This window comes from Geomonas subterranea, from assembly GCF_019063845.1.
GTDB lineage: Bacteria > Desulfobacterota > Desulfuromonadia > Geobacterales > Geobacteraceae > Geomonas > Geomonas subterranea.
Map to the genome: position 1 here is coordinate 4,175,239 of NZ_CP077683.1, position 12,544 is coordinate 4,187,782.

The following is a 12,544-nucleotide window of genomic DNA, read 5'->3' on the forward strand; positions in this document are numbered from 1 at the left end:
AACGATCATGAGAATCACGCCGGGCATGAGCGCCGACAACGCTATTTACAACCTGCAGCAGGGGCGAACCGCCATCGACCAGCTCCAGGAGCAGATCGCCTCGGGCAACAACATCAACCGCCCCAGCGACGATCCCCTTTCCACCAGGCAGCTCCTGGACCTGCAGGAGCAGATCGCCTCGGGGGACCAGTACAGCTCCAACATCACCAAGTCGGAGACGCTCCTGAACGTGACCAACACCGCTCTCTCCGGGATGGCGGACCTCATGCAGCAGGTGAAAAAGATCGCCGGCGACATGGTGGCCGGCACCCTGGACGCCGCCGGCAGCGCGAGCGCGGTGACCAACCTGACCCAGTTGAAGAGCCAGCTGATCGACATGGGTAACACCCGCCTGGGGGACCAGTACGTCTTCGGCGGCTTCTCCACCAGCCAGCCCTTCAGCTCCACCGGCGTCTTCAGCGGCACCACCGATATTCCGCAGGTCGAGATCGCCCCGAACAGCTCAGTGGGGACCACGGTGTCGGGAGGGACCTCCTAAACGGCGGCAAACCGCCGGCGGCGGTGGGGAGCGGGGCCACCGCGGGGCAGGGACCGGTCAACATCCTCGGTTCCATCGACGCGCTGATCCTCGCCATCAACAACAAGGACAGCGCCGGGATCCTGGACGGCGTCAAGAACGTGAAGGCGGGCGCCGACCAGATCACCGTGGCGCAGAGCGACGTCGGGGGGCGCCTGGTGCGCCTGGACAACATGAAGAGCATGATCGCCAACAACCAGAACACGCTGAAGACGGTTTTCGGGGACATCCAGAATGTGGATTACGCCAAGGCCGGCGTGCTGCTCTCCCAGCAGACCACCGCCTTCAACGCGGCGCTGTCGGCCACCTCCAAGCTGAGCCAGCTCTCGCTTTTGGACTACTTGAAGTAGGGTCGCCGCGTACCCCCGCGCCACCAAGGGCCGTGTGAGCTGGCCAGGCTCGCACGGCCTTTTCAGTTTCTTTTTTGACAAGGGCGGTGATAGCGCTAAAGCTTTCGGGGATGCATCCGAAAAACAAACTATCTGCCGCATTCCGCAGGGGGAGCACATGGTCAAGGTGACAACACGAGACGGTACCGAGATGTACCTGAACCCGGACCTGATAGAGGTCATCACGGAGACCCCGGATACGCACATCACCCTTTCCAACGGCAACCGGTACCTGGTGCTGGAGCCGGCGCGGGTGGTGATCGGCCGGATCGTCAACTTCAAGGCGCACCTGTTCCGGCACGCCTCGTCGGGCGTGCCCCGGCGCTACCTGCGCAAACGGGATGCGGAATGCTACCATCCCAACTGCAGGATCTAACCCGCTCGCAGGTGAGCGTTGACACGATCCAGGAAAAGATATGGATTTATCGACCATAATCGGAATCGTCCTGGGGCTTTTCGCCGTTTTCGGCGGCGCGGCCCTGGAAGGGCTGCACATGTCGGCGCTGATACAGCCGACGGCAGCCATCATCGTGCTCGGCGGCACCGCTGCGGCGACCATCGTCAGTTTCCCGCTGCCGATCCTGATGACCGCGGTCAAGGACCTGAAGAAGGTCTTCATGCCCCCCAAGGAAGACCCCGAGGCGGTGATCAAGAACATCATCAACTATGCAGCCAAGGCCCGTAGAAACGGCCTGATCTCCCTGGAGCAGGAAGCCCAGACGGTCAAGGATTCCTTCACCAAGAAGGGGATATCGCTGGTGGTGGACGGCATCGACCCGCAAAAGCTCAGGGAGACCATGGAGATCGAACTCAGCTCCTTCGAGGCGCACGGCAAGCACAGCGCCGAGGTCTTCGAGTCCGCCGGCGGCTTCGCCCCCACCATCGGCATCATCGGCGCGGTGCTCGGCCTGATCCACGTCATGAGTAACCTCTCCGACCCGTCCAAGCTCGGCGGCGGCATCGCCGTCGCCTTCGTCGCCACCATCTACGGCCTGATGACAGCCAACATCTTCTGCATCCCCTTCGGCACCAAGCTGAAGATCCGCCTGAAGGAGGAACTCCTGCAGAAGGAGATGGTGATCGAGGGGCTCATCGCCATCCAGAACGGCGAGAACCCCCACTTCATCGAGCAGAAGCTCAGGGCTTACCTGCATGACGGCGGCGAGAAGAAGGGGAAGTAAATGGCTAGGAAAAAGGAGCACGAAAAAGAACCCAACCACGAGCGCTGGCTGGTATCCTACGCCGACTTCATCACGCTTTTGTTCGCCGTGTTCGTGACGCTCTATGCCATGAGCCAGACCGACAAGAAGAAGGCCGAGGAGGTGCTCGCCTCCATGCGCGAGTCCTTCGGTTACAGCACGACCTCCGCAGGCGCCAAGCCCACCGTCATCGACGCCGGTTCCATGAGCGTCATCCCCTCCATTCACAAGGTGACGCAGGCTCCCAAACGGATGAGCAGCACCAGGACCCGCGGCAGCGAGCAGGATTTCCGTGCCACCAAGGCCTCCATCGAGGCGTACCTGATGAAGGCGGGGGCGCAGAACAAGGTCTCCGTTTCGGTGACCCAGCGCGGCCTGGTGGTGAGCCTGAAGGAGGCGGGATTCTTCGACAGCGGGAGCGCCACGCTCAAGCAGAGTTCGCTGACCCTCCTGAAGGACGTCATCGCCTCCCTGGCCAGCTATTCCAACGCGGTCCGCGTCGAGGGGCACACCGACAACATTCCCATCAGTACCGCCTCCTTCCCGTCCAACTGGGAGCTCTCCACCACGCGTGCCACCAACGTGCTGCAGTATCTCACCAAACAGGAAGATTTCGACCCCGCCAGGATCTCCGCGGCCGGCTACGGCGAGTACCGCCCGGTAGCCGACAACAGCGACGAAGAAGGGCGCGCCAAAAACCGCCGCGTCGACATCGTCCTTCTCTCCGAGCAGAGCGAGCGCAACGAGCCGTAGTCTCGGCGCGCGTCCGAGGGTCCGCCTATTAAAAGGGGACTGGCTCCGCCAGGTGCCTGTCCCCTTTTAATGGGCGGACGCCCTGTCAAACAAATGACCCCATCATCACCGCCCTACCATAAACCCTATTCTTTTCAATGTATTAGCCACCTGGCTACTCCGCTGGTACGGTAGTTGCTCACGTGTAGTGGTCGACCCATCACCACTGAGAGGTTTCTATCATGAAAGTTTCCATGCCCAGCGGCTCCATGCATGGCTGGGGCATTGCCGGCACCTACCTCGAGCGCGAGATCGCCCAGCTCCCCCCGGTACCGGGGGTGACGCTGCATTGCATGTCGCAGAACCTCGCGCCGCTGAACCCCGAGGCCTGGGACAGCATCAACATCGGCTACTGCTTCTTCGAGAACAGCATCGAGATCCTCAACTTCACCCGTCAGGCCGCGCGCCAGTGGGACTTCATCGTGGCCGGCTCCAAGTGGTGCGAGTACCTGCTCCGAATCGGCGGGGTGAAAAACTGCTGCACCATCCTCCAGGGGGTCGACCCCGAACGCTTCTACCCGCTGCCGCTCCCGCCGGATGACCGCTTCGTGGTCTTCTCCGGCGGCAAGTTCGAACTCAGGAAAGGGCAGGACCTGGTCATCGTCGCCATGAAGGTGCTGATGCAGCGCCACAGTGACGTCTACCTCTCCTGCAGCTGGACCAACCAGTGGCCCTTTTCACTTCTCACCATGGAAAACTCCCCTTTCATCACCTACCGCCACGACGACGAGGACTTCCTGAGCGTCCCGGGACGCTGCGCACTCGATAACGGGCTCGACCCGGCGCGCACCTTCGTGCACCCGCTGGTGCACAACGACGCCATCAGGGAAATCTTCGCCGGTACCCACGTGGGCCTGTTCCCGAACCGCTGCGAAGGGGGGAACAACATGGTGATGTGCGAGTACATGGCCTGCGGCAGGTCGGTGATCGCCTCCGACACGAGCGGCCACGCCGACGTGATCAACTCCACCATCGCCTACCCGCTCACCCGCTACCGCCCCATGGTGATCAACAGCGGCGGCGTGCAGACCGGCGTCTGGGAGGAACCGGACCTGGAGGAGATCATCGAAACGCTGGAACAGGTCTACCGCAACCGGCACGAACTCCCGGGTAAGGGGGCGCTGGCCGCCGAGGAGATGAAGAGGCTCACCTGGGGGGGCGCCGCGCGCCAGTTCCACTACCTGGCTACCAAGCTCGCCAACCAGGCGGAGCTCGCCCGGATGCGGGATGCCTAGCCTCATGATGCACAAGGACGACATGGCGCAGGAGTTCTCCCGCGCCCTGCAACTGCAGCGCGCCGGGCGCCTGGCCGAGGCGGAGCCGCTCTACCGCGGATTGGCCTCGGCGGGAGGGGCGCTGGCCGCCGACGCCCATATCAACCTCGGGGCGCTCCTCGATGAGACGGGGCGCCACGAGGAGGCGCTCGAGGAGTACCGCACGGCGCTCTCCCTACGGGAAGGCGACCCGCTCGCCCTGAACAACATGGGCTCTTCACTCTTTAAACTGGGACGCTTCGCCGAGGCCGCCGGGTTGTTCCGCCTCGCGCTTGTCAAGGCGCCCGACGCACTGGAGCCGGCCATCGCACTGGGAGGTGCGCTGCAGCGCAGCGGTGACGTTGACGGCGCCATCGCCTGCTTCAGGGACCTGGTGCGGCGCCGCCCCGACTGCGCCGACGCGCACTGGAACCTGGCCCTGGCCCTCCTCATGGCCGGCGAATTCCGGGAGGGGTGGGCGGAGTACCAGTGGCGCTGGCAACGGGACGACTTCACCTCGCCCAGGCGCGGCTTCCACGCGCCCGCCTGGGACGGCGCTCCGCTCGACGGCCGGCGCATCCTCGTGCACGGGGAGCAGGGGTTCGGGGATACCATCCAGTTCGCCCGCTACCTACCCATGGTGGCGCAGCGCGGCGGCATCGTCATCGCCGAGTGCCAGTCGGCCGCGCTGGCCCCCATCCTGCGCGGCATGCCGGGGGTGGCCGAGGTCTGCGTCATGGGGGAGCCGCTCCCCCCCTTCGACGTCGAGGTCCCACTGCTTTCGCTGCCGCACCTCTTCGATACGACCCTCGCCACCGTTCCCAACCACGTCCCCTACCTCTCCCCGCCGCCGCAGAGGCTCGGGCTCTGGCGGGCGAAGCTCTCCGCGGACGCGGGCTTCAAGGTGGGGGTGGTGTGGGCCGGCAAGCCGGTTCCCGACCCGTTCCGCTCCTGCCCGCTCGCGGCCCTGGCGCCGCTTGGCGGCATCCCGGGGGCGACGCTGTACTCGCTGCAGGTGGGCGAGGCGGCGGCCGCGCCGGGGGAGTACCCGGGGCTCATCGACTTCACCTCCGCCATCCGCGATTTCGGCGACACCGCCGCCTTCATCGCCCAGCTCGACCTGGTTATTTCCATCGATACCTCCGTGGCGCACCTGGCCGGGGCGCTGGGGAAGCCCGTCTGGCTGATGCTTCCCATGGCGGGCGACTACAGGTGGCTGTGCGGACGGGAGGATTCACCCTGGTACCCAACCATGCGCCTGTTCCGGCAGCAGACCCAGGGGGAGTGGGGCGAGGTGGTCGAGCGCCTGGCCGCGGCCCTCGCCGCTGCCGTGCAGGAGTTCCTGGAGCGGCGGCTCGCGGCGCACCCCTTCGACGGCGGTAGCCACTATCTCCTGGGCGCCTTCCTGGCCGCGGCGGGAAAGCCGCGCGAGGCGACGGTCCGCTTCACCAAGGCCGCCCAGCTTCTGCCCCGGCAGTGGCAGCCGCACTATGCCCTGGCGCAGGCACTGCAGCAGCAGGGGCGGTTCGCCGAGGCGGCGGTGAGCCTGGAAGAGGCGCTCGCCCTGGAACGGGAGGTGCCCGAACTGCACGAGGGGGTGGGGATCGTGAAGCAGGTGCTGGGGGAGCTGGAGGGTGCGCTGCAAAGCTACCGCGAGGCCCTGCGGCTTGACCCCGCCCTGGTCAAGGCACGCTACAACCTGGCAACGACTCTGAAGGAGCTGGGGCGCTTCGAGGAGGCGCTTGGCGAGTTCAGGGAAGTGGTGCGGCGCTCCCCGGGGTACGCGGATGCGCACTGGAACCTGGCGGTCTTCCTGCTCATGAACGGGGAGCTTCCCGAGGGGTGGCGCGAGTTCTCCTGGCGTTTCCAGAAAAGCAGCCAGGCGCCGCTGCGCAGGTGGGAGGAGTACCCCGCCTGGGACGGCGCGCCGCTCTCGGGGAGGACCATCCTCCTCTACGGCGAGCAGGGGGCGGGGGACACGCTCCAGTTCGTGCGCTACGCACCGCTGGTGGCCGGGCGCGGGGGGCGGGTGCTGATCGAGGTGCAGTCGCCCGGGCTCGTGCCGCTGGTGGAGACGGTGGCCGGCGTCGAGGCGGTCTTCGCCTGCGGCGACACCATCCCGCGGTTTGAGCTGCAGGCGTCGCTCATGGACCTGCCGGGGATCTTCGGGACCGACCTTGCCGGCATACCGGCAGAGGTCCCCTACCTGCACGTCGATCCCGCCCGGCTGGCGGCGTGCGGCTCCCTCTTCCCCGACGACGGCAGCCTCAAGGTGGGGCTCGCCTGGCGGGGGAACCCCGGACACCCCAACGACCTGAACCGTTCGCTTGCGGCGGAAAAGCTCTCCGCGCTCTCCGCGCTTTCCGGTGTGGGGTTCTACTCCCTGCAGTTCGGCGCCGGGGGCGAGCTCGCCGGGATCCTCCCCGTGACCGATCTCACCCCGGCCATCCGCGACTACGCGGACACCGCCGCGCTCGCCGCCCGGCTCGACCTGGTGCTTTCGGTGGACACCTCGGTGGCGCACCTCTGCGGGGCGCTGGGGCTCCCGGTATGGCTCCTGGTCCCCTTCGTGCCGGACTGGCGCTGGCTGACCCGCCGCGACGACTCGCCATGGTACCCGACCATGCGGCTGTTCCGGCAATCCGCCCCGGGGGATTGGGATGGCGTGCTGCAGCGGGTGGTGCGCGCCCTGGGCGAGCTCATTGCGACAAAACGGGGGGCACGGCAGGCACCGGCGGCGGATTCGATGCGGCAGGCCGAGCGCTACAACGACGAGGGGTGCACCCTCGACGGCGCGGGCAGACATGCCGAGGCCATCGCGCGCTACCGGCAGGCCGTCGCGCTCTGTCCCGGCTTCGCGGCACCGCACTACAACATGGGCAACAGTCTCTACATCTTGGGGCGGTTCGCCGAGGCTGCCGGCTGCTACCGGCACGCCCTGGCCGCCGATCCGTCCCTGGCGCAGGCATGGCACAACCTGGCCCTGACCCTCAAGGAGCAGGGTGAGTTCGAGGGGGCGCTGCAGGCGCTGCAGCGGGCGGTCGCGGTCGCGCCGGACTACCTGGAGGCCCGGCACAACCTGGGCGAGCTGCAGCACGCCATGGGGGACCTCGACACGGCCGCCGCCACCTTCCGCGCCATCCTGGCCGACGACCCCGGCTACCTCCCCTCCTGGAACGCGTTCGGTATCACGCTGCAGGTGCAGGGACGGCTGGAAGAGGCGGTGGCGTGCTACCGCCATGCGCTGCGCATAAAGCCCGACTACCTGCACGCGCTCAACAACCTCGGTGCCGCAAGCCGCGCCCTGTGCGACGTCGACACGGCCGTCGACTGCTACCGGAAGGTGCTCGCCCTCGATCCCGGCTATGCCGACGCGCGCTGGAACCTGGCCCTGGTGCAACTGCAGCTGGGGAGTACCGGGACGGCTGGCAGGGGTACCGAGCGGCGCTTCGACAAGGTGGATCCCTCCCGCGCCTGAACCTGCCGCAACCGCTTTGGGACGGCTCTCCCCTCCAGGGAAAGACCATCCTGCTCCACGCCGAACAGGGGTTTGGCGACACCTTCCAGTTCGTGCGCTACGCGCCTCTCCTGGCGGCGCAGGGGGCGACCGTACTGGTGCAGTGCCAGGCCAGGCCGATAGCGCCGGTGCTGGCCACGGTGCCGGGCGTGGCGCGGGTGCTGGTGCGGGGCGAACCACTCCCCGCGTTCGACTGTCACGCGCCCCTCATGAGTCTGCCGCACCTGTGCGGCACGCTCCTGGAGACGATCCCGGCGCCCATCCCGTACCTTGCTGCCGATGCTACCCTGGTGGAGCGCTGGCGCGCCGCCATGCCGCAGGGCGCTTTCCGCGTCGGGCTCGTGTGGGCGGGTAGGAAAACGTACAAGGACGATCTGAAACGCTCGCTTACCCTCTCGCTCTTCGCGCCGCTGGCGCAGGTTGCCGGGGCCCGCTTCTGCGCCCTGCAGGTCGGGGACGGGGCGGAACAGGCCGCGACCCCGCCGCCGGGGATGGAACTGACCGACCTCGGCGCCGGGATCAAGAGCTTCGCGGACACCGCCGCCATCCTGACCCAGCTCGACCTGGTCATCTCGGCCGACACCGCCGTGGCCCACCTGGCCGGGGGGCTCGGGGTGCCGGTCTGGGTGCTCCTCCCCATGGCCTGCGACTGGCGCTGGCTCATGGAGCGGGAGGATTCCCCCTGGTACCCGACCGCCCGGCTGTTCCGCCAGAAGCGCCGGGGCGAGTGGGGCGAAGTGCTGGAGCGGGTGGCGCGGCAGCTGGAACTGCTGGTCCGGGCCAAAGGAGATCGATAGTAGATGCAAAGCCGCGACGAATTGAAACAGGCCCTGGCGGAAAACCGCGTCGAGCGGGCGGACGAGCTGTGCCGGGAGCAGTTGCGGGAGACGCCCGAGGACGTCGACCTGCTTACCCTCTCGGGCGTGCTCGCGCGTCTCCTGGACCGCCCGGACCAGGCGCTGGAGGCCTTCTCCCGCGCCGCGACCCTCGACCCGGCGCAGGCCGAGCTGCACAACAACCTCGGCGTGATCCTCGAGGACCTGGGACGGTTCGAGGAGGCGCAGCAGCGCTACCGTGCCGCTCTGGAGCTGAAGCCCGATTACCCGGAAGCGATGGGAAACCTCGGCAACGCGCTTCTCAAGCTGGGGCGCCTGGACGAGGCCGTGGCGCGCTTTTGCGACGCCATAGCGCTCGACCCCGGCTACGGCAACGCCTACTACCACCTGGGGCACGCCCTGCGCGCGCAGGGAGAGTGGCAGGGGGCGGCGCGATGCTACAGGAAGGTGGTCGACCTGCAGCCGGACCACCTGAAGGGGTGGGTGAACCTGGGAGGTTCGCTGCTCGCCCTCAACGATTTCGAAGAGGCACTGGCCGCCCTGCGCATGGCGCTGTCGCTCGATCACGACAGCGTCGACGCCCACTGGAACCTCGCCCTCGTCCTCCTCGCCCTCGGGGAGTACCGTGAGGGGTGGCGCGAATACCAGTGGCGCCTGAAGGACCCGGCCGGGGGCTTTTCCGCCGGGGTCCCGGGAAGGCAGATGTGGGACGGGTCGCCGCTTGCGGGGCGGACCCTGCTCGTGCGGGCCGAGCAGGGGTTCGGCGACGCCATCCAGTTCTTCCGCTACGCCCGCCTGCTGGCGCGCCGCGGTGAAAAGGTGGTGCTCGAGTGCCGCCGCGAACTGCTGCCGCTTTTCGCCGCGCAGGGAGACCCGATGCTGCTCTGCGCCGCCGGTGACGCTCCCCCCCCCTTCGACACCTTCACGTATCTCATGAGCCTGCCGCACCTTCTGGGGACCACCCTCGAATCCATCCCGCCGCAGGGGGCGCCGCTCCGGGCCGATGCAGCGCTCAGAGAGCTGTGGCGCGAGCAGGCGGCCAAGGGCCCGGGGCTCAAGGTAGGGGTGGTCTGGGCGGGTAGCGCCGGTTACAAGAGGGACCGCTACCGCTCGCTCCCGGCGCGGGCCTTGGCCCCCCTGGCGTCGCTGCCGGGGGTGACCCTGTTCAACCTGCAGCTGGGCGCGGCTGCCGAGGACCTGGCCATCCTGTCCGCTGCCGGTACCGTTATCGACCTCACTCCCGCCCTCAAGGACTTCGCGCACACCGCCGCCTTGATCGACAACCTCGACCTGGTGGTCTCGGTCGACACCGCCGTGGCCCACCTCGCGGCGGCCATGGGGAAGCCGGTGCACCTCCTGCTCCCCTTCTCCTGCGACTGGCGCTGGCTGCACGGCCGCTCCGACTCCCCCTGGTACCCGAGCGTGACCCTGCACCGCCAGCCGGCTCCGGGGGAGTGGCAGCCGGTGGTCGACTCCGTCAGGGGCCGGATCGCCGCTCTTTGCGGCGGGGGAGGGCAGGACCCGAACCTGTTGTTTCGCGAGGCGAACCGGCTCAGGATGCAGGGGGATACCGACGGCGCCGTCACCCTCTACCGCGCCCTCCTGGCCCGGCTCCCGGAGTGCGCCGAGGTCTACAACAACCTGGGGCTCGCCCTGCAGGACCAGGGGCTTTGGGCCGAGGCGGAGGCGAGCTACCGGCGCGCCATGGAGCTGAAGCCGCAGTTGGCCGACGCCTACAACAACCTGGGGACGCTCCTGGTCGGCCGCGCGGAGCACGACGACGCCGAGCCCCTCTTTCGGCGCGCCGTCGCACTCGACCCGGCCTACCTCCCCGCCTATGTGAACCTGGGTTCCTGCCTGCAGGTGCTGGAAGAGCCGGCCCAGGCGGTCGATCTGTACCGCCATGCCATCGCGCTCGACCCCGGCTACCTGGAGGCGCGCATCAACCTCGGCACCGCCTGGCAGGATCTCATGCAGCCGCAGCAGGCCATAGAAACCTACCGGGAACTGTTGCGCCTGGCGCCCGAACACCCGGAGGCCCACTGGAACCTCGCCCTGAGCCTGCTGTCGGTGGGGGATTTTCAAGAGGGGTGGCGCGAGTACGAGTGGCGCCTGGCGGGATGCCAACCGGAGCTCGCCGTCCCGCTCTGGCGCGGCGAGGAGCTTTCCGGGCGCACCATCCTGTTGCAGTGCGAGCAGGGGCTGGGCGACACGCTGCAGTTCATCCGGTACGCGCCGCTGGTGGCGCAGCGGGGAGGGCGGGTGGTGGTGCGCTGCCAGATCCCGGCGCTCAAGCCCCTCCTGGCGCGGGTTCCCGGAGTGGCGGCGGTCTACGCGCCGGCAGACGAGCTCCCGCCCTGCGACTGGCAGGTCCAGCTCCTTAGCCTGCCGCACCTGTTCGGGACCACGCTCGAAAAGATGCCTCCCTGGCGCCCCTACCTCTTCCCCGAGGAGCGGCGCGCCGCGCTCTGGAGCCTCATGCTGGAGGAGGGGGCGACGCTCAAGGTCGGGCTGGTCTGGCGCGGGGGGCCGCTTCCCAGAAACCGCGCCTGCCCGTTCAAGGAGTTCGCCCCTCTTGCCGATATGCCGGGTGTGATATTTTATTCCCTGCAGCTGGGCGAGGCCCCGGATCCGGACCTCCTCCCCGCCGTCGACCTCGCGCCGCAGATCAAGGACTTCGGCGACACCGCCGCCATCCTGGCCGGGCTCGACCTGCTCGTCACGGTGGACACGGCGGCGGCGCACCTGGCCGGCGGCATGGGGATGCCGGTCTGGCTCCTCCTCCCTTACTCATGCGACTGGCGCTGGTTCGCCGAGCGCGAGGACTCCCCCTGGTACCCCGCCATGCGCATCTTCCGGCAGGGGCGCCCCGGCGACTGGCCCGGCGTGATGGGGCGGATCCGTGCCGCCCTGCAAGAGAGGTTGAGCTGCCAATAATTTGACAAAAATAATCGTAAGGTGGCGCTTTTCCGTTAAAGTTCTGGGGCCGCCGTGTCGATATTCTTTACAAACGCGCAGGACGCGCCGGCGATGAGGGGGTGAAATTCATCAGTTACTCGCCGTAGGGCAGGATGCCCGATAGTGAAGAAGACAGCATCGGCACGGTTTTCAACCCGGCAAGAATGCCGGCAAACACCCAGAAAAGGAGAAGTACCATGGCAACTAGCGACATCTCTCTCACCGCAGGCATGAGGACCAACCTTCTCAACCTCCAATCGACCAGCAAGCTCCTGAACAGGACCCAGGAAAGGCTCTCTTCCGGCAAGCAGGTCAACAGCGCTCTGGACAACCCGACCAACTACTTCGCAGCACAGAACGCCAACCAGCGCGCCAGCGACCTCGCCGACCGTAAGGACGGCATGGCCGAGGCGGTTCAGACGGTTTCGGCTACCAATGCAGGTATCACCGCCATCACCGGCCTGATCAACGCAGCAAAAGGTATCGCGCAATCCGCCCTTTCCACCAGCGACACCGGCACCAGGTCGAAACTGGCCACCCAGTACGACACCATTCGTAGCCAGATCGACAACATCTCCTCTGACTCCGGTTACCGTGGTCTGAACCTGCTGAGCTCCACCAACACCCTGACCGTAAACTTCAACGAAGATGCGAGCTCCAGCCTCAACGTCGTCGGCTTCCTCGGCAACGCAAGCGGCCTGAGCCTCAGCGGCGCCAGCGGCAGCTGGGCTACCAACTCCGACATCACCACCGACACGGCGAAGATGGATACGGCGATCTCGACCCTCAGGTCGAACACCCAGACCCTGGCGGCGAACCTGAACATCATCACCACCCGTCAGAACTTCACCGACTCCATGATCAACACGCTGCAGACCGGTGCTGACAACCTGACCCTGGCCGACATGAACCAGGAAGGTGCCAACATGCTGATGCTGCAGACCCGTCAGAGCTTGGGTACCACCTCGCTCTCGATGTCTTCGCAGGCAGCCCAGGCAGTACTCAGACTGTTCTAACCCTAGC

General features: G+C 67.1%; 10 protein-coding genes. All 10 read left to right on the forward strand.

The genetic code is table 11. The features are described from left to right. The first annotated feature begins 7 nt into the window (after positions 1-7). Positions 8-538 carry a flagellin N-terminal helical domain-containing protein gene (locus KP001_RS22095; RefSeq protein ID WP_239027820.1) on the forward strand — a complete coding sequence of 177 codons (531 nt, stop codon included), beginning with the start codon at positions 8-10 and terminating at the stop codon, positions 536-538. Positions 539-561: 23 nt separating this feature from the next. After that, positions 562-927: a flagellin gene (locus tag KP001_RS22100; RefSeq protein ID WP_239027821.1), complete on the forward strand. Its 366-nt coding sequence runs from the start codon at positions 562-564 to the stop codon at positions 925-927. 157 nt (positions 928-1,084) lie between these two features. Beyond that, complete coding sequence (locus tag KP001_RS18330) at positions 1,085-1,342, forward strand: flagellar FlbD family protein (protein ID WP_217286986.1); 258 nt, start codon at positions 1,085-1,087, stop codon at positions 1,340-1,342. 40 nt (positions 1,343-1,382) lie between these two features. Beyond that, positions 1,383-2,147: a flagellar motor protein gene (locus KP001_RS18335; RefSeq protein ID WP_217286987.1), complete on the forward strand. Its 765-nt coding sequence runs from the start codon at positions 1,383-1,385 to the stop codon at positions 2,145-2,147. Beyond that, a complete protein-coding gene (locus KP001_RS18340) occupies positions 2,148-2,918 on the forward strand; it encodes a flagellar motor protein MotB (protein ID WP_217286988.1) in 771 nt (256 codons plus the stop codon). It abuts the gene before it with no gap. 221 nt (positions 2,919-3,139) lie between these two features. Beyond that, complete coding sequence (locus KP001_RS18345) at positions 3,140-4,192, forward strand: glycosyltransferase family 4 protein (RefSeq protein WP_217286989.1); 1,053 nt, start codon at positions 3,140-3,142, stop codon at positions 4,190-4,192. Beyond that, a complete protein-coding gene (locus tag KP001_RS18350) occupies positions 4,185-7,688 on the forward strand; it encodes a tetratricopeptide repeat protein (RefSeq protein ID WP_239027822.1) in 3,504 nt (1,167 codons plus the stop codon). Before KP001_RS18345 ends, KP001_RS18350 begins: the two co-directional genes overlap by 8 nt. 92 nt (positions 7,689-7,780) lie before the next feature. Further along, positions 7,781-8,524 carry a glycosyltransferase family 9 protein gene (locus KP001_RS22105; RefSeq protein WP_239027823.1) on the forward strand — a complete coding sequence of 248 codons (744 nt, stop codon included), beginning with the start codon at positions 7,781-7,783 and terminating at the stop codon, positions 8,522-8,524. 3 nt (positions 8,525-8,527) lie between these two features. Next, a complete protein-coding gene (locus KP001_RS18355; protein ID WP_217286990.1) occupies positions 8,528-11,500 on the forward strand; it encodes a tetratricopeptide repeat protein in 2,973 nt (990 codons plus the stop codon). A gap of 218 nt (positions 11,501-11,718) precedes the next feature. Then, positions 11,719-12,537, forward strand: coding sequence for a flagellin N-terminal helical domain-containing protein (locus KP001_RS18360; protein WP_217286991.1), 819 nt, complete (start codon positions 11,719-11,721; stop codon positions 12,535-12,537). Positions 12,538-12,544: the final 7 nt, after the last annotated feature.